20 protein-coding genes are annotated in these 25501 nt (G+C 56.8%); 13 read left to right on the top strand and 7 right to left on the bottom strand.

The features are described 5' to 3' along the window. The first annotated feature begins 46 nt into the window (after nt 1-46). The 7 genes from ACIQAL_RS09470 to ACIQAL_RS09440 are packed head-to-tail and all read left to right on the top strand — an operon-like array spanning nt 47 to nt 7417. A complete protein-coding gene (locus ACIQAL_RS09470) occupies nt 47-1600 on the top strand; it encodes a sugar ABC transporter ATP-binding protein (protein WP_401144724.1) in 1554 nt (517 codons plus the stop codon). Further along, a complete protein-coding gene (locus ACIQAL_RS09465; protein WP_401144722.1) occupies nt 1597-2559 on the top strand; it encodes an ABC transporter permease in 963 nt (320 codons plus the stop codon). Before ACIQAL_RS09470 ends, ACIQAL_RS09465 begins: the two co-directional genes overlap by 4 nt. A gap of 1 nt (nt 2560) precedes the next feature. Further along, nucleotides 2561-3607 carry an ABC transporter permease gene (locus tag ACIQAL_RS09460; RefSeq protein ID WP_401144720.1) on the top strand — a complete coding sequence of 349 codons (1047 nt, stop codon included), beginning with the start codon at nt 2561-2563 and terminating at the stop codon, nt 3605-3607. A 53-nt stretch (nt 3608-3660) separates the two neighbouring features. Next, a complete protein-coding gene (locus ACIQAL_RS09455; RefSeq protein ID WP_401144718.1) occupies nt 3661-4911 on the top strand; it encodes a sugar ABC transporter substrate-binding protein in 1251 nt (416 codons plus the stop codon). A 47-nt stretch (nt 4912-4958) separates the two neighbouring features. Beyond that, entirely contained in the window at nt 4959-5528 is a 570-nt protein-coding gene (locus tag ACIQAL_RS09450) for a hypothetical protein (protein WP_401144717.1), read from the top strand. Nucleotides 5529-5544: 16 nt separating this feature from the next. Next, complete coding sequence (locus ACIQAL_RS09445) at nt 5545-6462, top strand: N-acyl homoserine lactonase family protein (protein ID WP_401144715.1); 918 nt, start codon at nt 5545-5547, stop codon at nt 6460-6462. Next, nucleotides 6452-7417, top strand: coding sequence for a 3-hydroxyacyl-CoA dehydrogenase (locus tag ACIQAL_RS09440; protein WP_401144713.1), 966 nt, complete (start codon nt 6452-6454; stop codon nt 7415-7417). The genes ACIQAL_RS09445 and ACIQAL_RS09440 overlap by 11 nt, the downstream gene beginning before the upstream one ends. Before the next feature lie 43 nt (nt 7418-7460). Here ACIQAL_RS09440 and ACIQAL_RS09435 read toward each other — a convergent pair whose 3' ends face one another. Continuing rightward, the gene (locus ACIQAL_RS09435) at nt 7461-8243 is read right to left on the bottom strand and encodes an SDR family NAD(P)-dependent oxidoreductase (RefSeq protein WP_401144711.1); all 783 of its coding nucleotides are present in this window, start codon (nt 8241-8243) and stop codon (nt 7461-7463) included. 304 nt (nt 8244-8547) lie between these two features. Between ACIQAL_RS09435 and ACIQAL_RS09430 the strand changes: the two genes are divergently transcribed. Beyond that, entirely contained in the window at nt 8548-9645 is a 1098-nt protein-coding gene (locus ACIQAL_RS09430) for a carboxynorspermidine decarboxylase (RefSeq protein ID WP_401144709.1), read from the top strand. A 26-nt stretch (nt 9646-9671) separates the two neighbouring features. After that, the gene (locus ACIQAL_RS09425; protein WP_401144707.1) at nt 9672-10910 is read left to right on the top strand and encodes a saccharopine dehydrogenase family protein; all 1239 of its coding nucleotides are present in this window, start codon (nt 9672-9674) and stop codon (nt 10908-10910) included. A gap of 151 nt (nt 10911-11061) precedes the next feature. Here the strand turns inward: ACIQAL_RS09425 and ACIQAL_RS09420 are convergent, their stop codons facing one another. The 3 genes from ACIQAL_RS09420 to ACIQAL_RS09410 form a co-directional block, all read right to left on the bottom strand. Continuing rightward, on the bottom strand, nt 11062-12186 hold the full coding sequence (locus tag ACIQAL_RS09420; RefSeq protein WP_401144706.1) for an alkene reductase: 1125 nt from the start codon (nt 12184-12186) through the stop codon (nt 11062-11064). A gap of 80 nt (nt 12187-12266) precedes the next feature. Beyond that, a complete protein-coding gene (locus ACIQAL_RS09415; protein ID WP_401144704.1) occupies nt 12267-13721 on the bottom strand; it encodes an aldehyde dehydrogenase family protein in 1455 nt (484 codons plus the stop codon). A gap of 130 nt (nt 13722-13851) precedes the next feature. Continuing rightward, nucleotides 13852-14448, bottom strand: coding sequence for a TetR/AcrR family transcriptional regulator (locus ACIQAL_RS09410; protein WP_401144702.1), 597 nt, complete (start codon nt 14446-14448; stop codon nt 13852-13854). A 196-nt stretch (nt 14449-14644) separates the two neighbouring features. Between ACIQAL_RS09410 and ACIQAL_RS09405 the strand changes: the two genes are divergently transcribed. The 4 genes from ACIQAL_RS09405 to ACIQAL_RS09390 all read left to right on the top strand — a co-directional run bounded on the left by ACIQAL_RS09405 (nt 14645) and on the right by ACIQAL_RS09390 (nt 18498). Then, entirely contained in the window at nt 14645-15607 is a 963-nt protein-coding gene (locus ACIQAL_RS09405; RefSeq protein WP_401144700.1) for a GlxA family transcriptional regulator, read from the top strand. Nucleotides 15608-15734: 127 nt separating this feature from the next. Further along, a complete protein-coding gene (locus ACIQAL_RS09400; protein ID WP_401144698.1) occupies nt 15735-16436 on the top strand; it encodes a glutathione S-transferase in 702 nt (233 codons plus the stop codon). 378 nt (nt 16437-16814) lie between these two features. After that, complete coding sequence (locus tag ACIQAL_RS09395; protein ID WP_401144696.1) at nt 16815-18170, top strand: tyrosine-type recombinase/integrase; 1356 nt, start codon at nt 16815-16817, stop codon at nt 18168-18170. Nucleotides 18171-18318: 148 nt separating this feature from the next. Beyond that, a complete protein-coding gene (locus tag ACIQAL_RS09390) occupies nt 18319-18498 on the top strand; it encodes a helix-turn-helix transcriptional regulator (protein WP_401144694.1) in 180 nt (59 codons plus the stop codon). Between the two features lie 204 nt (nt 18499-18702). Here ACIQAL_RS09390 and ACIQAL_RS09385 read toward each other — a convergent pair whose 3' ends face one another. The 3 genes from ACIQAL_RS09385 to ACIQAL_RS09375 all read right to left on the bottom strand — a co-directional run bounded on the left by ACIQAL_RS09385 (nt 18703) and on the right by ACIQAL_RS09375 (nt 25478). Next, nucleotides 18703-19407: a hypothetical protein gene (locus tag ACIQAL_RS09385; RefSeq protein WP_401144692.1), complete on the bottom strand. Its 705-nt coding sequence runs from the start codon at nt 19405-19407 to the stop codon at nt 18703-18705. Nucleotides 19408-20930: 1523 nt separating this feature from the next. After that, on the bottom strand, nt 20931-24767 hold the full coding sequence (gene dsr1, locus ACIQAL_RS09380; RefSeq protein WP_401144690.1) for an anti-phage defense-associated sirtuin Dsr1: 3837 nt from the start codon (nt 24765-24767) through the stop codon (nt 20931-20933). A gap of 54 nt (nt 24768-24821) precedes the next feature. Further along, nucleotides 24822-25478, bottom strand: a complete 657-nt coding sequence (locus ACIQAL_RS09375; RefSeq protein WP_401144688.1) for a GNAT family N-acetyltransferase — start codon at nt 25476-25478, stop codon at nt 24822-24824. Nucleotides 25479-25501: the final 23 nt, after the last annotated feature.

Genomic DNA, 25501 nt, shown 5'->3' with positions numbered 1-25501 from the left:
GGGCGCTGTCCGGATAGAACAATAAAAAAAACAGCAGGTGATGGCGATGCAGGCGTCCGAACACCCTCAGAATCCGATATTGCAGGTCGAAGGCCTGTGCAAGTCTTACGGACCGACCCACGCCCTCGGCGGCGTCAGTTTTCAGATCTTTCCGGGCGAGGTGCACGCGCTGCTCGGCGAAAACGGCGCGGGCAAGTCCACGCTGGTGAAGATACTCACCGGCGTCGTGACGCCGAATCAAGGGACGATGCAGTCCGACGCCCGCCCCTACGCGCCCCGCTCCATTCTGCAGGCCCGTGCCAACGGCGTGACCACGGCTTTCCAGGAACTCAGCCTGCTCTCCAACCTGACCGTCGCAGAAAACCTCGCCTTGCCCAAGCAGAGCAAAGGTTGGGCGGGTTTGAACTCCAGGTCACGAAACACCCAGGCCGCCCTCGACACATTGACCGCGTTCGGGCTTGGCGAGCTGGACCCGACCCTGCTGGTCAGCGAACTGTCCCTGGCCGATCGACAGCGGCTGGAGATCGTTAGAGCCCTGAGTCACCGCCCTTCCCTGCTGATCCTCGACGAACCGACCGCCGTTCTGCCCTCCACCGACTGGCTGTTCGACCTGATCCGCAAGGAGACCGCCAAAGGCACCGCCGTCCTTTATATCTCCCACCGCCTCAACGAAATTCGCCAGCTGTGCAGCCGGGCCACCGTGTTGCGCAGCGGGTGCAGCATTGGCACCACGGACCTTCAACACACCGACGACGCGAAGATATTCGAAATGATGGTCGGCCAGCGCATGGCGGCCACGGCCAGGAACGCCAGCCTGAGCGCGTCAGAAGCTTCGCGGCAGAGACCGAGACCGAGACTTGAGGTGGCCGGGCTGGACGCGGGGATGGTCAAGCACCTCAACCTCAAGCTGTACCCCGGTCAAATCGTCGGCGTGGCCGGTCTCGACGGACAGGGTCAATGCGACCTTTTTCACGCTTTGTACGGCCTGATTCCCAAGCGGGCCGGAGAGATCAAGGTCGACGGCAAGCCCGCCACGATCAACTCCCCATCCGCCGCCCTTGCCGCTGGCATTCAGGTCGCACTGTTGCCCGAAGAGCGCAAGACCCAAGGCATCTTTGCTGACCTGGCCGTGCGCTCGAACATGGCGGTCTCGGCGCTGGACCGCATCGGATTGATGGGGCTGGTGTCGCGCAAAAGCGAACGCCAACTGGCGACCCGCGTGGCCAGTCAGGTCGATCTTCAAGAGCGCTATCTGGATTTCCGCATCAACGAGCTGTCCGGCGGCAATCAGCAGAAAGCCCTGCTGGGGCGGGTGCTGCTGACCGGGGCCAATACATTGCTGCTGTTTGACCCGACACGGGGCGTCGATGTCGGCACCAAACAGGCCCTTTATCTGGCCATCGAAGATTTCGCGCGCAAAGGCGGCGCGGTGCTTCTTTACTCTTCCGAGCTGGCCGAACTGGTGCGCTTGAGTGATCGTTGTCTGGTGATCTACGAGGGCCGGATCGCGGCCGAACTCGAAGGCGAGGCCATTGAGGAGACCCGTCTGGTGGCCGCCGCGACAGGGCATCGTCGACACGGCGAAGGAGAAGCGGCATGAGCACACTGTCTTCGCGTCTCAAACGGTTTTCCAAAAGTGGCGCAGGGACAGCGGCGCTGCTGTATGTCGTGCTGTTCGTGGCCTACGCCAGCGTGGAGCGCAGCGCATTGAGTGTGTCCGCGTTCAGCGATCTGGTGAACAACGCCTCGCCGCTCGCGATTGCCGCAGCGGGCGGCACGCTGATCGTGCTGCTGAAGGGGTTCGATCTGTCGGTCGCGGGGGTGATCTCGCTGGTCAACGTGATTCTGGCGAGCTACCCGCTGGAAGACGCGACGGGCGCGTTGGTCAGCCTCGGAATCGCTCTTGGCATCGGTGCGCTGGTCGGTTTGGTGAACGGTGTGCTGGTTGCCTACGGCCGCTTTCAGTCCATCGCCGTGACGTTGGCGACGATGATCATGACCGGCGGTCTGGCGCTGGTGATTCTCGATGCGCCCGGCGGCTCGGTCGCGGAATGGCTGAGCGAAACGCTGACCGACACCGTGGGCGGCATTCCGGTGTCCGGGCTGGTGCTGCTGGCCGTCGTCACTCTGTGGGCCGTGTTACGCAAGACCAATTTCGGCGTCGCACTGTACGCGGTCGGCCAGGATGAACATGCCGCCGCGCTGTCCGGCATTCAGGTGCAACGTACGCGCTGTCTAGCCTTTGTCATCGCAGGCGCCCTCTATGGCCTGAGCGGCTACATGCTGTCTGCACAAACCGCGACCGGCAACCCGAATGCAGGCAACACGCTGCTGCTTCTGACCTTCGCCGCCATCGCGTTGGGCGGCACGTCATTTCGCGGCGGCATGGGCGGGCTCACCGGCAGCATCATCGGCGCGGCGAGCTTGATGTTGTTGCAGAAACTGCTGTTCTCCATCGGTGTGCAATCGTTCTACATCGGCCTGCTGCAGGGCATCGTCATGATCGTTGCGGTCAGCCTGATGAACGCCGGCGAATGGTTCAACCAGCGGAGGGCCTGACATGACGAGCGCACGAATCGAATCGACTGATACCCGACAGGCAGCCCCCGTGAACGACGTCGCCACCGACCATCGCAAGTCCTCGCGGGTCTCCCGTGAAACCCTGAACATCGTCGGCGTTTTCATGCTGTGCGTGCTGGCACTGCTGGCGGCGAAATGGATCAACCCCAACGCAGGGGGTTATCAGCAACTGGAGACGATCCTGATCCTGTGCTCGTTTCTGGTGGTGGTTGCCTTTGGACAAGGCCTGGTGGTGCTGATTGGCGGGCTCGACTTATCCATTCCCTCGGTCATCACCCTAGGCGGCATTCTGACGGCGGTGTGGGTGGGTGCCGACGGCGGCGTACTCAAAACCTGCGCGGTGCTGGGCGTCTGCGCGGTGGTCGGGGTCGTCAACGGGCTGGGCATCGGCGTGTTCAAAGTCCCGGCGTTCATCATGACCCTGGCGATGGGCATCATCGTCTACAGCCTCTGCCTCGGCGCCACGGGTGGTTCGCCCAACGGCGTATCGCCCAAGGCGTTCACCTGGCTCATGAGCGGTCGTGTGGCGGGGATTCCGGTGATCGTGCTGTTCACGATCATTGGCGCCGTGATCGCTTTCATCGTGCAATCACGCACCCGTTTCGGCACCCGGCTTTATGCGCTCGGCTCCAACCCGACCGCCGCACGTTTCGCCGGGCTGCACACCTTGCGCCTCACGGTCATGACGTACGCGTTGTGCGCCGTGCTCGCAGGCATCACCGGCATGCTGCTGGTGGGGTACTCCAACGGCGCGACGTTGCGCATGGGCGACCCGTATCTATTGCCCTCCGTGGCGGCCGTGGTGATCGGCGGATCGTCCATCAGCGGCGGTCGCGGCAGTTTCGTCGGCACCCTCGCTGGCGCGCTGCTGCTCACCATTCTGGACATGATCATTTCCAGCCTCGGCTTTTCCCAAGGCTGGAGGACGGTCATTTCCGGGGCAATCATCCTCTTGGCCATTCTGCTCCAGCACGAAGGTGCGATGGACTGGCTGCGCTCGCTGAGGCACTCCAAACGCAAGACCTGAACGACCTTCACCGAATTTCATAACGGCTAACAACAACCAAAAGGCGGATGAAAATGAAGAGAGCACGTGAATTCAAGGTGTCCCGGCTGCGCGGCAAAATGACGGCGCTGCTTGCCGGGGTGATCGCTCCGTTGATGCTCGGGGCGATGCCGGTGACGGCGAACGCGGCGGTGAAGGATCATTACATTATTTACCTGAGCCTCAGCTACAGCGGCAACGCCTGGCAATCCGAAGCGGCGAATCTGGTGAAGGCGCTGGCCAAGACCCCGCCGTACGACAAAATGGTCGAGCTGCGCGAGGTGATTTCAGGCACCGACGTGCAGGCTCAAATCTCGGCCTACGAGAGCATGATCGCGGCAGGCGCCGATGGCGTGGTGAGCTTCCCGGTCTCCCCCACCGCGTTGAACCGAACGGTCAAACGCGGCTGTGAAAAAGGCACCCTCTTCTACATGTATGACGCCACGGTCACCGAGCCGTGCGCGTACAACGTCAGCTACATCACCGCCGGTTTCGGCGAAAACACCGCTCAGGCGCTGGTCAACGAACTGCATGGCAAAGGCAAGATTTTCCTGAGCCGTGGCGTACCCGGCAACTCGGTGGACAAGCGTCACTACGACGGCGCGATGAGCGTGTTCAAGAAATACCCCGGCATTCAGATCGTCGCCGAGTATTACGGCTATTGGGACGACCGCACGACCCAACAGGAAACCGCCAAGGCCCTCGCCGCGCACCCGGACGTCGAAGGCATCTGGGCGCAGGCGGGCGAGAACGGCGCGCTCAAAGCGCTGCTCGCGGCCAACCACAAGCTGGTGCCGATGACCGGTGAAAACTCCAACGGCTTCCGCCTGGGCCTGGCCAATCCCGACTATCAGGCCAAAGGGCTGCGCGGCGTGTCGTCCGGTTCGCCACCCGCGGCAGCCGGTCTCGCGTTCAAGCTGATGATGGAACAGCTGCAAGGCAAGCGTGAGATGAAAGTCCACAACATCGAGTACGCGCTGCCCTGGGTGCCGGCCGACAAAGTGACCGTATGCAAAGGCGACAAAGTCACCCTCGAATGCAACGCGCTCGCTGAAGGCAAGGTGCCGGATTCGTTCGTGACTGAGGTGTTCGACCAAACGCTGCTGCCGGAAATTTCCTTGCAGTCCGCCACCGACGGCATCCCTACGCCGGGCGCGACCATTCAGCCGCTGCCTGAGGACGCCGCCCGCGCCGCCGCCAATGAGCCGGGCATCAACTGCGCCAAATGCGACGCGCCTCAAGGGCTGTATCACCTGACCAAAACCAAGGCGTTCGACGCGCAGTGAACGCACGCGTGCCTGAGCCTTCGGGCTCGGGCCATGGGAGGGCACACATGACATTGACGCTCAACTCGACCCGTTTCGGCCTCGCTCGACACGCCTACAAAGACGCCGAACACAGCACCACGGACGCCATCGGCATCGGCGTTCGGCTGGATGAATGGGTGGCCTACTGCGGGCAGATTCGCCCGTATTTCGACCAGCTCAACGGCATCATCGGCCAGTTGGGCGGGCTGCTGATTCTGGGCCAGGCGCGAAGCTGCTTCGAGGCCTATTACAACCTCGCGTCCACGCCGCTGGAGCAGATCGAGGAATGCCGTTGCAGCCTGCTAACGGTTCGGCCACCCGCCATGGCCACCGAACATTATCGGCACCTTTCAAAGGCTGCCGCCCACGTGGACGACATCGCACGCTCCCTGCGCCGAACCGTCAACAGCCCCGATCAATTGCGCGACGAAATCCCGCGCATGGTCAAGGCGCTGGAAGCGGCATGTTCGATGCTTCGGTGCGCCGCCGACCCGGAAACCCGCCTTCAAACCGTGGACTTCGCAGACGGCTGCGCCTGCTGCATTCCGCTGCAAGCGTTGAGTAACGCTGAGCAACCTCTTCCGTTCACCCCATAAAAACAACAGGTGACTTATGCCAGGCAATGCTTATTCCATCTGGGTGCTCGAATACAGCGCCGTGGAGCTTTATCCGGTCAGCGGTATCATCTTCGGCGCGCACAATCAGGGCACGCGCAAACTGCCCTACTGCTACGTGCTGATCAAAGGGCATGGCCGCACGATCATGATCGACGTCGGCTACAACAGTAAGGATTACGGCGCCTACCTTGAAAAGAAATTCGGCGTCGGCAACTGGCACTCGCCTACTGAAGTCCTCGCTCAATGCGGCGTGACGCCGGAGGAAGTGGACACGGTGATCCTCACCCACGCGCACTTCGACCACCTTGGCAACACCGACGCCTTCCCCAATGCGACCTTCTACATTCAGGAAAAAGAGCTGGCGAAGTGGATCTGGGTGATGTCACTCCCGCAAGGCCATCAGCACTGGATGATGATCGCCACCGATCCGTCTGACGTGCTGCGCGCCGTCACCCTCGCCAAGGACGGGCGCTTGCGCTGCGTGGATGGCGACATGGCCGACTTCCTGCCAGGCATCGACTTACACGTCGCCTACGACAGCCATACGTTCGCCTCGATGTGGGTGCATGTGCGTAACGACCTGGCCCGTGAATCCCAAGACTCTTACGTGCTGGCGGGTGACCTGGTCTACAGCTACGACAACTTCCTCAAAAACGCTGAAATCGGCAACGGCGAAGTACTCGGCGAGCTGGCGATTACGCCGGTGGGCCTGGCGTCAGGAAGCCAGGAAAATCTGGTGATGGCCACCGTCGCGATGCTCAACGTCGTCGATCAGGACTTCAAACGCTTGATCCCGATCCATGAAGAACGCCTCAAGGATGTCTACCCGTCCCGCCTGACGCCTCAGGGCCTGCAGGTCACGGAGATCTGCCTGGGCGACCAACAGCTGTCAAAGGTGAACAATGAAGCATGAACTTGAAACCCTGACCCAAAGCCGTCCCGTCGCCATCGTCGGGGCCGGTCTGGTCGGTTCCGGCTGGGCACTGGTCTTCGCCCGCGCCGGATTGGCGGTACGGATCTACGACGCCAACCCGGCGATTTCCAACGCCGCCGTGCCGCTGATCGAACAGCAGATCGGCGACCTCACGGCCCACGGTTTGCTGAGCGAACCGGCCGACAAGATCCTGTCGCGGCTGACCGTTTGCGACAGCCTGGCCCACGCCGTTGAAGGCGCGATCTACGTGCAGGAATCGATCCTCGAACGCACCGACGTCAAACGCGCCCTGATGCTCGAACTGGAGGCCGTGGCCGCGCCAGACCTGATCATCGGCAGCTCGACGTCAGGCATTCCTGCTTCAGCATTTGCCTTGGGTTTGAACATCACGCCGAGGGTGGTCATTGCACACCCGGTCAACCCGCCGTACCTGGTGCCCGTGGTGGAAATCGTGCCCTCTCCGGAAACCGCGCCCGAGGTCGTCGAGTTCACGGCCGCGTTGATGGACGCCGTGGGCCAGAGCGTGGTGCACGTGCGCAAGGAGGTCGACGGCTTTGTGCTCAATCGCCTTCAAGCGGTGCTGCTGCGAGAAGCTTGGGCGTTGGTGGAGGATGGTGTTGCGAGTTGCGAGGACATCGACAAGACGGTGCGCGACGGCCTCGGCTGGCGGTGGTCGTTCATGGGCCCATTCGAAACGATTGACCTGAACGCCGTCGGCGGCGTGGCGGATTACGCGCAGCGACTGGGACCGCTCTATCGCGGCATCGCCGATTCGCGTACCCATGAACAGGAATGGAGCCCTGAACTGATCGCGAACATCGAAGCCCAGCGCCGCGAGTTTCTGGCACACGATCAGCTTGAAACGCGGCGGGCGTGGCGTGATCGCGCGCTCATGGCATTCAGCGCCCAGCGGCGAATATTCGAGCGCGACTGAGGGCTACCGCCACCCCTCTTTCAAATGAGGGGTGGCTCACCGGTTATTGCGCTGTCCAGCCGCCGTCCACTTTCAGGGACGTGCCGGTGACCATTCGTGCCGAAGGCCCGGCGAGGTACAGCGCCGCGCCGATCACGTCTTCCATCTTCGCCATGTGCCCCATGGGAATCTTCGAGACCAGAAACGCTTCCTTCTCTGGGGTGTCGACGATCTTGCGCACCATCGGCGTGTCCACGAACGTCGGGCACAGCGTGTTGACCCGAATGCCACGGTCCGCCAGCTCGACGGCCATGGCCTTGGTCAACCCTTCCACCGCATGCTTGGTCATGCAATACACCGTGCGGTTTGGCGAACCGACATGGCCCATTTGCGAAGAGATGTTGATGATCACGCCCGTGTCCGGCCCGGTGTTTTCCAGCATCTTGCGCACGGCCGCTTGAGCGGTGACGAAGCAGGCACGGACGTTGAGATCGATCACCGTGTCCAGGTGCTCGTCGGTGACGTCCAGCATCGGCTCGGGGAAGTTGGTCCCGGCGTTATTCACTAGAATGTCCAGCTTGGGAATTCCGTTGATCACCGCGCGAATCGCGGCGCGGTCGGTGACGTCGCACACCACCGTCGTGACGTTCCCACCCCGTTCGCGAATGACCTCGGCCACCTGGTCCAGATTGCTCTGGGTCCGGGCCACCAAGACCAGCTCAGCACCCGCAGCGCTGAACGCCAGCGCGGTCCCGGCACCAATGCCTGTGCCAGCGCCTGTGATCAAGGCAACTTTGCCGTCCAGCCGAAAGGACGGCATGCCCAACATTTCGTATTCATTTGCCACAGTCTTGTCTCCGGCAGGATTTGTTTCAGGGCTGATTGCATACGTATTCACAGCAAAGCATAAAAGAGTTTTCAGCGCTTTGACAGAGACCCGCGCCTCGACTGTCATGTTTATCCGGCAGTGTGCGGCAAAGCTGACCGACCGCTAATGACGGCTCGATTGAACACAAGATATTTCAACAGAGCCGGAATTCGGTCACGAACGTCGCATAAAGCGGCAAAAAAACGGTTTCACTCTTTCGATCCCTTTCGAGTGAAGGCACAATCCCCGTCCTTTTTCGGCTGGCATTGCTGGAGGCCACGAAATGATCAAAACGCCGTACTACCTTATCGACAAAGAAAAGCTGCTGCGCAACATGGAAAAGATCGCGTACATGCGCGAGCAATCCGGTGCGAAAGCCCTGCTGGCACTCAAGTGTTTCGCGACCTGGTCGGTGTTCGACCTGATGCAGCAGTACATGGACGGGACCACGTCTTCTTCTCTTTATGAGCTGAAGCTGGGCCGTCAGAAGTTCGAAGGCGAAACCCACGCCTACAGCGTCGCCTGGGCAGATGACGAGATCGAAGAGATGCTCGCCAACTGCGACAAGATCATCTTCAACTCCATCAGCCAGCTAGAGCGCCACGCCCCTGCCTGCGCCGAGAAGGTGCGCGGCCTGCGCGTGAACCCGCAAGTCAGCAGCTCCGATTACCTGCTCGCCGACCCGGCGCGTCCGTTCAGCCGTCTCGGCGAATGGGACCCGGAGAAAATCGAAAAAGTGATCGAGCAGATCACCGGTTTCATGTTCCACAACAACTGCGAGAACGGCGACTTCGGCTTGTTCGACAAAATGCTGTCGACCATCGAAGAACGTTTCGGCCATCTGCTGCACAAAGTGGAATGGGTCAGCCTCGGCGGCGGCATTCATTTCACCGGCGAAGGCTACCCACTCGACGCATTCTGCGCACGCCTGAAAGCGTTCTCGCAGAAATATGGCGTGCAGGTGTATCTGGAACCAGGCGAAGCGGCAATCACCCAGAGCGCTTCGCTGGAAGTGACCGTGCTCGACACCCTCTACAACGGCAAAAACCTGGCCGTGGTCGACAGCTCCATCGAAGCGCACATGCTCGATCTGCTGATCTATCGCCTCGACGCCAAGCTGGCCCCGAGCGAAGGCGACCACACCTACATGGTGTGCGGTAAATCCTGCCTGGCTGGCGATATCTTTGGCGAATACCAATTCGATCGTCCGCTGACCATCGGCGATCGGCTGTCCTTCGTGGACGCAGCGGGTTACACCATGGTCAAGAAGAACTGGTTCAACGGCCTGAAAATGCCGTCCATCGCAGTGAAACAACTCGACGGTACAGTTGAAGTGGTTCGTGAGTTTGGTTTTGACGACTACCTGTCCAGCCTCTCGTAAGCTGGCAGAAAGGAGAGAGAAATAAATTGAAGAAGAACGTTCTTATCATTGGTGCGGGAGGTGTCGCCAAGGTGGTGGCCCACAAGTGCGCGCAGCACAACGACGAACTCGGTCGTATTGCTATCGCGTCGCGTAACATCTCCAAGTGCCAGGCCATCATCGACAGCGTGAACGCCAAAGGCAGCCTCAAGCAGCCTGCAGAGATCAAGGCTTACGCCTTGAACGCGCTGGACATCGAAGCGACCAAGTCGCTGATTCTGGAAACCGAATCACAGATCGTGATCAACGTCGGTTCCTCGTTCCTCAACATGTCTGTCCTGCGTGCCTGCATCGACACCGGCGTGGCTTATCTGGACACCGCGATCCACGAAGAGCCGGGCAAAGTGTGCGAAACGCCGCCCTGGTACGGCAACTACGAGTGGAAACACCTCGAAGAGTGCCAACAGAAAAACATCACCGCCATCCTCGGCATCGGCTTCGACCCGGGCGTGGTCAACGCCTACGCAGCCCTGGCGCAGCAAGACTATTTCGACCGCATTGATTCGATCGACATCCTCGACGTCAATGCCGGCTCACACGGCAAATACTTTGCCACCAACTTCGACCCGGAAATCAACTTCCGCGAATTCACCGGACAGGTGTGGAGCTGGCAGAACAGCCAGTGGACCAGCAACACCATGTTCGAAGTCAAACGCACGGACGACCTGCCCGTCGTCGGCGCCCAAGACCTCTACCTCACCGGCCACGATGAAGTGCACTCGATTTCGAAAAATCTCGACGTGCCCAACGTGCGCTTCTGGATGAGCTTCGGCGCGCACTACATCAATGTATTCACCGTCCTGAAAAACCTCGGCCTGTTGTCCGAACAGCCGGTCAAAACCGCTGAAGGCGTCGAAATCGTTCCGCTGAAAGTGGTCAAGGCCGTGCTGCCAGACCCCGCCTCGCTGGCACCGGGTTACACCGGCAAGACCTGCATCGGCGACCTGGTCAAAGGCACCAAGGACGGCAAGGCGCGCGAAGTGTTCATCTACAACGTCGCCGACCACGAAGAAGCCTTCGCCGAAACCGACAGCCAGGGCATCTCCTACACCGCCGGCGTCCCACCGGTCGCCGCCGCCCTCCTCGTCGCCCGTGGCGAGTGGGACGTGAAGCGCATGGTCAACGTCGAAGAACTGCCTGCCAAGGCGTTCCTGAAAGCCCTCGATGTGATGGGTCTCCCGACCCGCGTCAAGGATGAGAACGGCGACCGTCCTTGGGATGAGTAAGTCGTAAGCACGTGCGCCCCGCTGGGGCGCACTTTCCAACACTCCTGTCCAGATCAATGACGGCTCATTGTAATTTCGAGCGGTCAATCCCTTCGCTCCTCGCATCGCCCGTTTCGCGATCCCTCAGCCACACCGCTTGTCTGCGCTGCGGTCAGCCCGCGTAGGCCGGGTAATCCGTGAAACCCGCTTCGGCGCCGCCGTAGAGCGTCGCTGGATTCACGGGGTTCAACGGCCAGCCGTTGACAATCCGCGCCGGTAGATCGGGGTTGGCGATGAACGGACGGCCAAAAGCGATCAAATCTGCCAGCCCCGCGTCGACTAACCGCGCTCCGCGCTCTGCCGTGTAGCGGCCTGCGTACATGATTCGGCCACTGAATGTGCGGCGCACGTCACGTCGAAATGACTCAGGCAGATCGGGGGCATTATCCCAGTCCGCTTCGGCGATCGAGACGTAGGCAACGCCCGCGCGCTCCAGCACTTTGACGGCTTCGATGTAGGTGTCATGCGGGTCGCTCTCGACCATGCCGATGTACACCCGGTCCTGATCGGTGGTGGTAAACAGGGGCGCGAAACGGACGCCCAGACGATCCGCGCCGATGGCCTGCGAAACCGCCTGAACGATCTCGCTCAGAAAACGCAGGCGGTTTTCCAGCGAGCCGCCGTATTCATCGTCCCGCTGATTGGCGTGCTCGGAAATGAACTGATTCACCAGATAACCGTTCGCTGCATGAATTTCCACGCCATCGAAACCGGCCGCTATTGCATTGCGTGCGGCGTCGGCATAAAACCTGACCAGCGCTTTGATTTCGGCCACGCCCAATGCCCGGGGCAGCGATGGCACAACGAGTTCGCCGGCGCCTGCCGAGGTTTCGATGAAAGCCTTGGCGTTGGTCGCCGCAATCGCGGAGGGTGCAATAGGCGCAGCGCCGTCGGGCTGCAAGGCGTGATGGGAAACACGACCTACGTGCCAGAGTTGCGCGAAAATAACCCCGCCATCGCCATGAACCGCGTCGGTCACCTTACGCCAGCCTTCGATCTGCGCATCGGAATAAATGCCGGGCGTCCAGGCATAGCCCTGCCCACGAGGCTCGATCTGCGTGCCCTCAGTGACCATGAAACCTGCCGACGCCCGCTGGCGGTAATACTCGGCCATCAAGTCAGAGGCGACATCTCCTGGCTGGGCGCTTCTTTGGCGGGTCAACGGTGGAAAGGCGATGCGATTTTTTAACGTGTGCCCGCCCAGTTGCACGGGGGTGAACAGCGAAGGATGGTTCATATTCATATTCCGGATCAGTAAATGGGAAGACGTCGAAGCGTGGCGAAAGCGGTCCCTGCCGAGAGGGACCGTGCATTCGCTCACTTCTTGATGAGTACGGTTTTCGGGTTGGTGAACAGCAGTCGACCCTCATGCCCACCCTCTGTGCCGACACCCGACTGCTTATGGCCGCCGAAGGGGATATCCACGCCTTGGGTGTGCATTTCGTTGACCCAGACCATCCCGGTTTCCAGGCGATTGGCCACCGCCACTGCTGCCTGAGTGTCGCGACCCCACACCGAACCGCCGAGGCCGAACGGACTGTCGTTGGCGCGTCGGATGACGTCATCGACATCGTCGTACACGATGATCGGAACGATGGGACCAAACTGCTCTTGCTGTACGATCTTCGCGTCTTCCGGCGGGTTATCCACGACCGTCACGGGGATGAAATACCCCGCACGGGTCTCGTCCACCTCGCCACCCAGAACGACCTTTTGGCCATTCGCCCGGATGTCGTCGAGGAACTCGCGAACTTTCTCGAACTGCATCTTGTTTTGGACGGGCCCGACCGTGACTTTAGGGTCCAGCCCGTCGCCGAGCGTCTGTTGCCGGGCGTAGTCGACAAACGCCGAAACGAAGGCGTCGTGATAAGCGCGATGGATGTACAGACGCTTGATGCCGACACACCATTGGCCCGAGTTGCCAATCGCGCCCCAAAACAGCTGTGGAATGATCGACTTCCAATCCGCGTCGGGCAGGACGATGGCCGCGTCATTGCCGCCCATTTCCAGGGTCAGACGCTTGACTGTCCCTGCCGCTGACCGGATCACGTGCTTGCCAGTTTCGGTCGATCCGGTGAAGCTGATTTTCGCGATGTCCGGATGAGCGGTCATGTGCGGTCCCAGCTCATTGCCACCGGAGACGATCGACAACACACCGGCAGGTAATACCGACTGCGCGATCTGCCCGAAACGCAGGGTTGTCAGCGGCGTGAACGGCGAGGGTTTGATGACCATGGTGTTGCCGGTCAGCAATGCGGGCGCCACTTTCCATAGCGCGAGCAACACCGGGAAATTCCAGGGTGTGATCGCCCCGACCACACCCAGCGGTGTGTGATGCAGTTCGACGATGTGGCTCTCATTGTCTTCGAGGATTTCCACAGGGATGCGTCGCGCCGCGATCTGGCGAATCCAGGAAATCGCCTGGTCCACTTCCGGCTCTGCCATGGTCTTGAGCGGCTTGCCCTGCTCCAGCGTTAGCAGCACCGCGAGCTCATCCCGATGTTTTTGAAGCGCATCGGCGTAGGCGACCAGATAGCGTTCGCGGTCGTCATAGCTCAACGCCGACCAGCTTTTGAAGGCGGCTTTCGCAGCGGCCACGGCCTCATCGAGTTGTTCCACCGTCGCGGCAGGTGCATGAGCCAGCACTTGCCCCGTCGCAGGGTTCATCACGTCGAATGAATCTTGGGCCTCGACAAGTTTACCCGCGATACTCAGGTAATAAGTTCCGTTGAAGAGACTGTCCGATGCGTTTTTAAGAGAAGCAGTTGCCATTATTTAAATCTCCAGATTAGTGGGTCTTAGAGGATGTTGCTTAACCACGTTTCAATACGTCGGGCCACGCGAGTCCCCTCCGATCAATTTAAAGAAGATCCGATAGGAGCAGCCCGTAACACAGAACTAACTAGGGAAGTGACATCAATACCGTGTGCGTCATCGAAAGCGCGTGGTCGAACGGGGTGATCGTTCCCGTGATCTTTGCCATCACGCTAGCGCCTAGCCACAAGTAATACAGTTGGTGACCTGCATGATAGGCATCCCCCTTCAGTACCACGGACTTATCCTGAACGCCCCGTGATAGAGACCGGCTTAGGCAGTCGATCACCCCTGCGGTACCGCGATGAAGCGCCAGCCTCATAGGCTCGGATAAATCAGCGACCTCAGCGCCCAACTTCACCGCCAGGCATTTTCGCGCATCGGTTTCGCCGGTCTGGTTCTCAATCCATTGTTGCCAATACCGGTCAAGCTTCTGACGTTCGGATAACCCGGTGGTAGTGAAGATATACGCCATGTCTTGCAAGTACGTTTCGAAATAGCCATCGAGCAACGCTACACCGAATGCATCTTTAGAACCGAAGTAGTGGTAGAACGACCCCTTCGGCACCTGAGCAGCCTGAAGCACTTCATTGAGCCCCACCGCCGAAAAACCTTTATGGCTCACGAGTAACTTGGCGACATCCAGAATGCTCTGCTTCACGTTTCTTATTTCAGGGACACCCATTTAACTCGCCTCTCAGTAGACCAGTCGTCTAGTGCGTTGAAGCGGATATTAGAAGTCGGAGAAAACATCCACAATGTCGAATCCGCAAGGAATTCGGACATCCAGCCTTACCGCGTTGCGGATTTCGTTATCGCCTGTTGCCAAGCCGGATGTCGGCGCTGACAATCCCCTCACCCCCGTTCAGCTGGAGACCGTGATGCACAGCATTGCGCTGATTGTTTATCCCCGATTTCAGTCGCTCAGCTTATCGCTGGCGTCGGTTTTCGAGTGCGCGAATCTGCTGCGGGGCGAGCAAGCCTACGCGTTTCATCTGGTGTCCGAGACGGGCGGCGCGGTCATGTCATCCCAAGGTTTCTCGGTCAACACAACGCCGATGAGGCCCGAAGGGTACGACACGGTCATCGTCAGCAGCTTCCTCGAACTGAACACTGCCCACACCTCTCTCCTCACGTTCGTGCAGGACGCTTCGGCTCAATCGCGCCGGGTGGTTTCGCTGTGCGTGGGAACATTTGTACTCGCCGAGGCCGGGCTCCTGGACGGCAAACGTGCCACCACCCACTGGTTGCACGCGCCAGCATTCAAACAACGCTACCCTAAGGTTCAACTGGAGCAAGACCGACTGTTCGTGGTCGATGGTGACATCTGGACCGGCGCTGGCATGAGCGCCGGGGTGGACCTCGCGCTGGCCTTGGTGGAGAGCGATCTGGGCGCGGACCTGGCGCGCAAGATCGCACGCAAACTGGTGATTTATCAGCGCCGAGGCAGCGAGCAGTCCCAAGTCTCAGCGATGCTCGAACTGGACCCTAAATCTGATCGGGTACAGTTGGCGATGGCCTACGCCCGGGAAAATCTCACCGATGACCTTTCTGTCGAAGCGCTAGCCGCAGTGGCCAGGCTCAGCCCGCGTCAGTTCAGCAGGGTGTTTCGTGAGGAGACCGGGCAGACGCCAGCGAAGGCCATCGAGCGTCTGCGTGTCGAAGCGGCTCGCGTCATGATGGAAACCAGCCGCCACCCCATCGAAGTGGTGGCGAAAGAGACTGGCTTCGGTGACCGAGAGCGCCTGCGCCAAGCGTTCCTGCGCGCGTTTGGCAAGCCGCCTCAAGCCATGCGCAATGAATTGTTCAGCGCAGCCAGTGGACTGGGCGAATCCCCCATTTGAGTCGGTATCAGACCGAATGCCTTGGGTTTAATACATCGCACCAGACTATCAACTGACAGGTAGCCTTTGACAGCCAGCAGTTTTAATATCAATGTTTGCCTACCAACTGACAGGCAGGTAACAGATCATGACCCTTTCTACATCGCAATCCGATACCCCTCAGCTCACCCGGTTCAAAATCCATGACTGGTTCGATGGCCCTTATCCGGCACGAGTTCGCATTGCCTTGGCGGAGAAAGGACTGCTCCCGCAAACCGAATTCACCTCGGTCAGACTCTGGGAGGGTGAACACAAGCAAGCCGCATTTCTGGCCCTCAACTATTCCGGGACGTTGCCCGTCCTTGAGTTGAGCGACGGCACCCTCATCGCAGAATGCACCGCCATCACTCACTACCTCGACGCGCTGGATGATGACCCCATTCTCACGGGCAAGACCGCGTTGGAAAAAGGCGTCATTCACATGATGACCAAACGTGCGGAAATTGAATTTCTCGATGCGGTCAGCGTGTACTTTCACCACGCCACTCCCGGACTCGGCCCGCACGTCGAGCTCTATCAGAACGCCGAATGGGGCCATCGCATGCGCGATAAGGCGGTCAGAGGCATGCGTTATTTCGACAGCGTGCTCAAACACCAGCCCTTCATTGCAGGCGACGATTTCTCGATGGCTGACATCGCGGTTCTCGGCGGAATGATCTTCGCGGCCCTGGTCAAACTCCCGGTGCCTGAAGAATGTGAAGCGCTGCGCGAATGGCACGCGAGAATGCAGGAACGTGCGAGCGTGCAGGAATGGCGGCGGATGGTTGAGCGTGGGGCGCCGGGGGCATAAGGAACGCTGGCAGATTCGCAAACGGTCTATCGCGGAACGATCACGAGCCTGCAGACCTTGCCCTGAATTTGCCCTATAACCCACGGCCAAAACGAAAAAACCCCTGAAATCTTCAACGACTTCAGGGGTTTTGACGTACTTAATAATGGCGGAGAGATAGGGATTTGAACCCTAGGTACTGTCGCCAGTACAACGGATTTCGAATCCGTTTAACTCACACCACCACACCTAGAGCCCCCCGAAAAACCCCCGTAGAATCAGGCGTTTATAGCATTGACATTCAACCGTCGTCATGCTCAGGAATTGCCTGTAAACTAGATTTGTGGGATCATGGTGGGATTATACCAAAGTGATCCCACCTATAGAAGAAATCAAAAAATGGCCAGCAGAGCAGAATTGGAGCGAAAAATTCGAAACACCAAACCAGACCCAGGGAGAAAACACAGGATTCCATGCGGAGATGGGCTGAGCGTCGTCGTCAACAAAGGAGGCACCAAAAAATTCGTCAGCCGCCTTAGGCTTCTTGAAGGCGGTTCTGCCATCGATTTCGCTCATGAACCGCCTCATCCTGAGCTGACCTTGTCAGAAGCTTTCAAAAAGCACTACGCATTGAAAGAAAAAATTGCGCAAGGGATCGATCCTAGACGGGAGCAGCGGGAGGTCGCGCTGGCAGAGTGGTCAGAGCCAACACTCAATGAGATCGCGGAAAAATACTTCGGGTACGTAGAGGCTGAAAAAAAGCTCCGTGCCTCTTCACTTAAAGACTATCGCAATCGATACACCCGCTGGCTCAAACCGGCCTATGGGCAACTCAAGCTCAAAAATATTGACAGCAAGGCATGCATCCGCCTACTTCAGAAAATCAAGAGCGAGGCAGGGTCAGGGGTCAAGGTCGGGAACAAGGGGGATGGCAAACGAACTGCAAGCATCTGCCGAACCGTGCTAAACCAAATATTTTGTCATGCAGTTTATCTCGGAGAGATGAGTTTAGCGGATAATCCGATGCTGGGCGTTACAGATACAGTCCTTGATACGAAACAGACCCATGTCGGCAAACTCCGCAGATGGCTAAATTTGGAAGAGCTGACTGAAACCTGGATGATGCTCGACACGCATCGTGAGGCTGGATATCTATTTCCCGTGACCACAGTCGCATTACAAATTGCCCTGCTGACCGGGATGCGTCGGCAAGAAGTCGTGGGTATGCAACATAGCGAGCTGGAGCGACTACCTAGCGGTGCAGCTGTTTACCACATTCCAGCGGAACGCATGAAAGGAGGCGCTAAGCATTCTGTTTATCTCACTAGACTGGCGATTTCTCTCATCGAAGGCTTGCCCAAAATTTCAGATCGGGTATTTCAGTCACCACGAACAAGCGAAGAATACGAAGAAAGAACAATAAGTAAAAACACAATGAACAACGGCTTGCTGTCCATCCTGGGAAAGCGAAAAACCGCCCGTCCTGATGGATTTACCCTTTCCATACAACCGTTTGCACCACATGATCTTCGTAGGTCTTTCTCGAGCGGTATTCGTACCCACTTTAAGGCCGCCAAGGGAATCATCCACGCAATGATCGCCCATGGCGCAGACGATAAAGACGAGATTGAATACGACAAGACACTCGACATGATCTACGTGATTTCAGATGAGTCTGCTGAACAGCACCTACTCTGGCAACGTTGGTCAGATCTGATTGAAAGCGCCCTAAAAAAACCGACGAACGGCAAGTAACTATTAAGATCTCTCATCATCACCTTTTCATAGCCATGATTCATTTCGATGGCAAGTTCTTAAGACACCACCGGCATTTACGGAGGTTTACAGAAATCTCCGGTTACGCATAAACTAACTCCATCAACAACAAAAATGGATTAGAAAAATGTCGGAAGCATTACTGGATAGAAAAGAGCTGTGTAAACGAATTGGCTTTTCACACACTTTTGTTTACAAAGAAATCAGAGCTGGAAGATTTCCGATGCATCGCAAAATTGGGAATCGAAGCAGATGGCTTGAGTCGGAAGTAAATGAATGGATCAAAAGCCAGAAAGTAAGCTACTGAAGAACAATCGCGGCTGTACGATTCAGGAAAAAATACCAAACATAGTCATATTTTCGGCAATCTAATCTGCGGCAAGTCGGCGAATAGCAACCCATCGCAGATATTAGACGAGGATATTTAAAATGGTTTGCAAAGAACCAGCTTCATCATATCAGCTGACCGGCGAGCGCTATTGCAAGCGGTCAGCCCCCCCCCAACAGAGGATCAGCAATGGGGATTCAATACTTCAACATCGATGTAGAGCCGAGCCATTATTCCATCGACCTCTTCCTGGTCGAAATGTCCCGGTACCTCTTGAGCCAGCCTGCGCAATGCCCTGAAATCCAGTCTCATTTCGTCGCGTATCATTTCGTATAGCTTCATGATGCTCGCCCTGATAGAATCTAGCCGAGTTTGCAGTCGGGCAGGCGATGAATGATGTAAAATCTCCGAGAGATCCATGACTTGATCCATAACGTTGTAGCTAGATATCACACCCTCCAGCTTGGCTCTCTGCTCGGACGAGGAGCTATTCAATCCATGGAATTCAGCAATCGCTTCCGAATGTAGTTTTTCATACATCTGCTTTAGCAGGTCGATACTTTTATTATCTTTAATATATTTTTCATGAGCCCGCTTGTATTCAGCCAACTCCTTCTTCATTTCCTCAATTCCTAAAATAGTGTATTCAAGCTCTTCGGCAGCTTGCTTCAGCTCTTCTACTTCCGCTTTTATATCAGTGACATCTTTGGATGCCTTTTCAAACTGTTCAAGCTTGAAGAGATTTATAGCGGAGTTGGTTACCACATGAGCCTGTATCTCGCCACTCCACTTGGCTGTTTTAAACAACTCCATGAAAAAGCGCCGAAGAACAAATGGCACCCAAACTGTTATTTCATCCAAAGCAATTTCATAGGAAAAATCTGACACAATACAACTCCGTCACTAGCATAGTAATTTTAGACCTCAATCCTGGCAACTGAACAGCGCCCAGAGGCTTCACCAAGTTTATTTATAAAATCACATTATTCAACAATTACACCTGACCAAATCTAGCCACGCGGCACAGAAAAAGTCAACTAATCTTTATCAAAGGCAGCATGAATTCATAGGCCACTAGTCAATGCTGTTTACATAGTAAACTACATTGTCGTATTAGCGCGTCAACAACATTTACATCGTCAATCACAGTGACGATGTAAAGTGTCAATGTAATTGACCACGTCAGCCATATTGTCGCAACAAAGAAGGCAGCAGAGCAGACTCTCAGTGGCCCCCTTCCAATTGGCTTCGGTCCTTGGCTTCAAACTTCGGGATTGCAAGTATACTAAGCATGCCCCCCAAAAGCTGCGAGAAAGGTAACAAATCCCTAATCCAAGGTCATCCCGCTGCATCCGACCATGGACCCAGTTCCTGATGGACGAGGGGCGTGGTTGAAAAAGGTATAAGACAGGTCCGAGCTGTGATAATCCGTAAATGCTCTGTGGGCGGGGTTGCACAAAAGAAGCAATTTGGACCGCCTCTTCTTTCTACGAGATGAGCCTTTCGCCTCTCCCGCTGGGTGAATTCCGCGACGCGGGTAGATACCCCCTGATCGTACGGTCTGCGGAGTGGCCTCAGCGCATTCTAAGGCAATCGTCACCTGATAAAGCGCTTTTCGGGATATTCGGGATAGAGACTACACGTGAGTGCTCAGATTGGGCCTCTGAGGACTATCACTGTCCGTCAAGGTGCTGCTTGAGCCCGGCTCCAAACAAACACCCGAAGCTAGTTTGAGGTCGCACTCCTATAAGTCGACGCATCGATTCCACACAACCGCTTGAGACTGGTGTGAGATTAAGTGCAGCCGAGTCGTTCCACCGACTCCACACAATCGCCTGAAAGTGGCTTGAGATCGGGTCCCTCCGAGTCGGTGGGCCGATGCCAGACGACCACATCAGACAGGCTTGAGATCGAGTGCATCCAAGTCGGTGCACCGACTCCAGGCAACCGCGTGAAGTGGCTTCAGAACAAGTGCACTTGAGTCGGTCCACCGACTCCAGACAACCGCGTGAATTGGCTTGAGATCAAGTGCACCCGAGTCGCTGCACCGACTCTAGACAACTGAGCCAGTCTGGCTTGAGGTCGAATGCAACCAAGTAGGTTGATCGAATTCGTACAACTAGGAAAGTCAGATCTTGAAGTGACTTCCCCCTAGACAATGCATGGAAAGCAATGGCATCTCACCGGCTGTAGCGGCTCAATATGGATTAAGCCATGGAATACTCGGTGTATGGATCGATCTGTTGTCTAGACTGCGCGAGCACTAGCTTCCGCGTCGAGAATGGACCTCATGTCTTGACCTCAGACAGGTGCGCGATTTCATTACCCAAAACGTCGGATGCCTGCGCACTGATACAGCTCCCGCTCGGCAATCTGTGGAGCGGAGAGGTGTGAGCTATAACGCGCCTGATTTACCCCCGATAGCGACGATGGTAGTCAACAAGCCGACAATATTCCGGATCAGCTTGCACGGCCCCATTCGCCGCGCTAATCGCAACTAGGCAGGTCTCTAGCTCTCGCGGCACCCACGGCAGCTCCCCAGTTATTGTGGCCAAGAAGCGCAATGCCTCCAGGGGATATCGAGTACATAGCCCAGAATCCATTAGTGTCTTGACAATGAAATGCCCATGTTGGAACGGTAAAAGCCAATCTTTAACCATCCCGAAGGCCGCCGGGAACTCGTCCCCGGCCGCCAAGCAAAGCCGAGCCAAAGACTGCCCGATGTTCTCTGTAACAAGCTCTCGCGTTTTCGGCCAAATCAATCGCCAAAATGGCTCTACTCGATTCCGCCAATAATCTTCGCGCTGCTCTGCTGCCCCACCCAGCGCTTGAGCCAGAGACTTAGCCACCTGCTCAAGGCCACTGATAGGCAACTGCGCTATTGCCGTCCGGAATTCATCAGTGCCGTAGCCGGAAACGGGGCCTAGCGCCACATACGTGAGGAATGTGGAAAACTGTGATGCATGAACTCCCAACTCATCGTAGTGCGCCGCAGTCTCTAGCAATTGTGGCTTAATCACGGTTAGGAGTTGCTGATGCAGCCGAGGCGACCATAAAAAGCCTTCCCAGATAGCCCTAGCGTTTTGCGGCTCAGCGGTCCAAGACATAAGCGGGATCAAATGTGACTCTGTCCACGACGGGTCCACCCGATAAAGCGCAATCAGGTTAGCAGCCAAAAGCACGCGTCCATGCTGATACACGCTAAATTGCGTATTACAGATCATTTTGAAAATAGGTTTCAGATCCGCCGGCAACCCGTCTTTGTCCCGAGGTTTCCGGCTGAACCAGATATTAACCAGTGCCTGAGTCGCCATACCTACAGGATGATTAATGGCCTCCGTTACAGGTTCGCTCGACATCCGAGCATCTAGGGCATCCTCATTCGCAAACATCTGAAATATCCGGATGCTGACATCTTGTAGCCGCTGCTCGTCGTACCCTGAGGTTTTAGTGATTGCTTCGAGCCATCCACTCACACCGTGCCCCAGGTCTCGCAAGACATGCTCTGGCATTATCATTACCAGAGCAGCTATAGAACGCCATGATCGCCTTGCTAACCTATCGGCACGCCAGACCTGCAACGCCTCGTTCCACCTTGAGATCGGCCAGACATCTTGTTCTGCTAGATCTTGCAGCGCCAACCCCGCATTCACAGGATGCTTTCGACAGACGTCTCCCCACGTATCTTCATAGAATCCCCACCTTGATGTGGGCGATTGCTGAAGCCATACGACCAAATCTACGCGTTTCGTCGGAGCAATATTAATTTCTCTACTTTCATCGTAGTCTGGATCACCAGTACCACTCATCCAGTGGGAAAACTCGTCGCGCTCATGGCTTCCTAACCGCCAATCCGGAAAGGCTCGTCGTAGGTCTGCCAGGCGAGCATGCGCCAAATCGGTGAGCGCCGCCCCTGACTCTTCAAGTTTTGATAGGTAAAGCCAAACGTCATGCGATTCATACTTCTCCAAGAGCCCCTTATCCAAGCTCATTTCGTACTTTTCTTTCGGAGGACCATTCCGAATAGCGGTTTCGAGCGACTGTAGCGCCTCTTTCGAAAGCTGGTTCCCTTGCAGGACAATTAGCCGGAGCACTTCACGCTTGGTATGCACATCCCAAAGCCATCTAGAATTATCGCGCAGCAACCAGCCTACCCACTCCTCTTGAGACACGTTTGCCCCCTGAGAGACAGCAAAAAAACTTAGTCGTTTAAAAGTGGGATAAGGGACATCAAACCATGTGACTGCCACCCTAGCGGCTCGGGTAGGGTCAATGCTTTTGACGGAACTCCAAGAGTCTCGAAGAAGCTCGATCACTGAAACCCAATCGTGATGCCTACGATTTTGCCAATGCGGAATGATAGAGGGGAGATCCCAAAACGAGCGGTCAGCGTAGTCGCTCGCGGCACCAAGCTCTCTGGCGAGATCAAGTGCATCGCGAAGACACTGCTGAATGTCATCAAGTAGAGCTGGGAGAGCAATTTGCCAATGGTGACCCTCAAGCTCTCCGAGAACTGAGTAGACGTGATCACTGGCAAGTACAAGCTCCCAGTTTACGATTTGGTTAAGATTCGTCGCTGCCGTTCTTGGCTCAGCGCTGGGCTCCTCCTCCTGTTTGTTTTCCCACCGGGAGAGTTCCCGAATCGTGATCCGCGGTGCTAGTAGTGATCGAAACTCCAGCTTTAAGCTTGCAGTGAGCCCGTCGCGCCGAAGCCGCTCTACCCAGCGATACAAATCATTGCCGGGGCCTCCACTCTTGATCAAACCACTCAGCATGATTCGCCATAAAGTCCGCATCACCAAACGTGGTACGCCTGCTGGGGCGTGACGACGAATTTCGTCGAGTTCGCTCACTAGACCTTTTCGTTCAAGCCGGGTGATTAGCTCCAACCGGTCTTCAATCAGATAGCACAGTCGCTCATGTGGGCGACCACCTCCTCCTGCGACCCAGATTGCCAATCGAGGATCATCGAGGTGCCTGGTTAACCAGCGAGCAAGCTGAAACATCACCGCGTCTAAACCAGATTCAGAGTTCAGCGGCGCTCGTAGATCCATTAGGGGGGCTAGCGAGTATCGAGTAGGGCGCCTCACGAGGCTGAACTTCAATTCTTGGTCAACCAAGTGATCAGCCGTAACTCCAAACCCCTCAAGATCCCCGTGCCGGAATCGCGCATCCGTGTAGGTTTCGAGTAGCCAATCGAGTGGCGGGACTGGCTCCAGATCGGCAAAACGACGGGCCGGCAGCCCAGACCTGTCTGATAGAGCCCAAAGCATTCGCCCTACAAAGTCATCCTCACTCGTACTGGCTGAAGGCCTAGCAAGGGCGTGGGTGACGACAATCCGCTCTTTACCAGTGACGCCGTCACGGTAGGTTTCACCCCAAGCATGCAGTGAGTCATGCAACGCTGAATGATCATACGTACCGGCGGGCACACTGTAGAGAATAGGTGAAACACCTTTCGCCTCCCACTCGATCTCCTTCTCGTGCTCTTGGCCTGGGTTGCAATCGGCAAACGCCCAAGCCTTCAGAGTCACCTCTCCGAGCATACGGTCTGCTGCGAGCGCGTCCATCATGTACCGGAGCACAGGATCGTTGATGCTGTATCCAACAAAGCATACGACATAGTTCCTGAACAATTCTCCGACAAACCGAGATGCCCACCTTTCTGTCAGATACGCCAGCCCGAAGTCGCCACTGGTCACGACAAGCCTGTTCAACATTGTCAAATCTGGCTTTTTGGGCAAGACCCCATGAAGATAGACCAAACCATCCCAACGGCTCGCCTTGGGAACCGGGAGCATCGGGGCGGAAAAATATTGATGGCTTTGCCCCATTTTCTTGGCAGCCGCATCAAAAATCCTATCGAAATTCGTCGTTACTAATCGCATTACACCCGTGCGCGTACGCGCCAAACGCAGCATGGCTTCGTGGGTTCTTGTCGCGTTCTTGAGACGGAGATTTGGCTTTAGGGACCGAGCCAATGCCTCCCTGACAGAGTTCCTTTGCCCTGGTAACCGTCGCTCCAGCAGGTCGAGGGTGGCGTCGAACTGCTGTTTATCGAAGGCGCGCTTTTCGATGTCAGAGAAATCGGTACCGACTCCTTTGTAGATTTGTTGCACGAGGCCTTCGAATCCTGGCAGCTTCGCGGGATAGGAGATGCCTGCTCCGCAGAAAAAAACTACTCGGCCATCTTCATGCGCTTGCAAAAGCTCGCTCGGAATCTCGGGCCCGTTGGCAACAAACTGCATTCTTCCCCTCCATGGTCAGCAGTGCGCTCATGAATATCGCACTTCTATATAGAGTCAACCGTTCACTTTGAGAAAATTGCGAACCTTGACTTTCCGTGCAGCAATATCGGCTTTGAGCAACTTGTCAGCGCGCTTTAGCGTACGAGTATCAGTTCTTGATGCGGCATCGCTAAAGGCCTTGATGACAGATCCAAGCTCCTGCAATTCATCGGAACCCAACACGGGAGTGATTCCCGTCGGGCTCCCTAGGAACATTACTACTTGAGTTTCTCGGGAATCGACCGGCCGGAAGCCATAACGCGCATAGATGGGCACCAACTCGACATCACACGACAAGCCCAAAACAGGTGCGATCTCTAGAACCACCTGCATCATTTGGGTCATTACGCCTTGGCGGCGGAACCGCTCGCGCACTGCGGTGTAGTAGATATTGGCTTCAAGTGTTTCAGTCTCCACCAATCCGATCAACATGAATGCGACGACGGCACCATCCTCAGCCACTGCCGTCAGAAGCTCGATCTGTGGTAGGTCGTGATGCGTGATGTATGCATGCATTTCCGCCAAGAGAATTGCTTTGTAGCCCTCATAGAGAGGATGCGATCTGGGCGGGCTCGACATGCTGAGTGCCGTCACATTCTCCCCTACCAGTTCGAGAACAGAATCCCGTATCACTGGAGATACTGGCGTCCTGTGGCGGCTGACTTTAATCATTGATCCAATCCGTGGGCAAGAAG

Source organism: Pseudomonas sp. NPDC088368 (genome assembly GCF_044753445.1).
Lineage (GTDB): Bacteria > Pseudomonadota > Gammaproteobacteria > Pseudomonadales > Pseudomonadaceae > Aquipseudomonas > Aquipseudomonas bambusae.
The sequence above is the reverse complement of the archived record's forward strand: the minus strand, read 5'-3'. Positions and strand labels throughout refer to the sequence as shown.

Excerpts from the sequence above, each read along its gene's own strand:
- ACIQAL_RS09470 (WP_401144724.1), top strand. The coding sequence starts at position 47 with ATGCAGGCGTCCGAACACCCTCAGAATCCGATATTGCAGGTCGAAGGC.
- ACIQAL_RS09465 (WP_401144722.1), top strand. The coding sequence starts at position 1,597 with ATGAGCACACTGTCTTCGCGTCTCAAACGGTTTTCCAAAAGTGGCGCA.
- ACIQAL_RS09460 (WP_401144720.1), top strand. The coding sequence starts at position 2,561 with ATGACGAGCGCACGAATCGAATCGACTGATACCCGACAGGCAGCCCCC.
- ACIQAL_RS09455 (WP_401144718.1), top strand. The coding sequence starts at position 3,661 with ATGAAGAGAGCACGTGAATTCAAGGTGTCCCGGCTGCGCGGCAAAATG.
- ACIQAL_RS09450 (WP_401144717.1), top strand. The coding sequence starts at position 4,959 with ATGACATTGACGCTCAACTCGACCCGTTTCGGCCTCGCTCGACACGCC.
- ACIQAL_RS09445 (WP_401144715.1), top strand. The coding sequence starts at position 5,545 with ATGCCAGGCAATGCTTATTCCATCTGGGTGCTCGAATACAGCGCCGTG.
- ACIQAL_RS09440 (WP_401144713.1), top strand. The coding sequence starts at position 6,452 with ATGAAGCATGAACTTGAAACCCTGACCCAAAGCCGTCCCGTCGCCATC.
- ACIQAL_RS09430 (WP_401144709.1), top strand. The coding sequence starts at position 8,548 with ATGATCAAAACGCCGTACTACCTTATCGACAAAGAAAAGCTGCTGCGC.
- ACIQAL_RS09420 (WP_401144706.1), bottom strand. The coding sequence starts at position 12,186 with ATGAACCATCCTTCGCTGTTCACCCCCGTGCAACTGGGCGGGCACACG.
- ACIQAL_RS09415 (WP_401144704.1), bottom strand. The coding sequence starts at position 13,721 with ATGGCAACTGCTTCTCTTAAAAACGCATCGGACAGTCTCTTCAACGGA.
- ACIQAL_RS09410 (WP_401144702.1), bottom strand. The coding sequence starts at position 14,448 with ATGGGTGTCCCTGAAATAAGAAACGTGAAGCAGAGCATTCTGGATGTC.
- ACIQAL_RS09405 (WP_401144700.1), top strand. The coding sequence starts at position 14,645 with ATGCACAGCATTGCGCTGATTGTTTATCCCCGATTTCAGTCGCTCAGC.
- ACIQAL_RS09400 (WP_401144698.1), top strand. The coding sequence starts at position 15,735 with ATGACCCTTTCTACATCGCAATCCGATACCCCTCAGCTCACCCGGTTC.
- ACIQAL_RS09395 (WP_401144696.1), top strand. The coding sequence starts at position 16,815 with ATGGCCAGCAGAGCAGAATTGGAGCGAAAAATTCGAAACACCAAACCA.
- ACIQAL_RS09390 (WP_401144694.1), top strand. The coding sequence starts at position 18,319 with ATGTCGGAAGCATTACTGGATAGAAAAGAGCTGTGTAAACGAATTGGC.
- dsr1 (WP_401144690.1), bottom strand. The coding sequence starts at position 24,767 with ATGCAGTTTGTTGCCAACGGGCCCGAGATTCCGAGCGAGCTTTTGCAA.
- ACIQAL_RS09375 (WP_401144688.1), bottom strand. The coding sequence starts at position 25,478 with ATGATTAAAGTCAGCCGCCACAGGACGCCAGTATCTCCAGTGATACGG.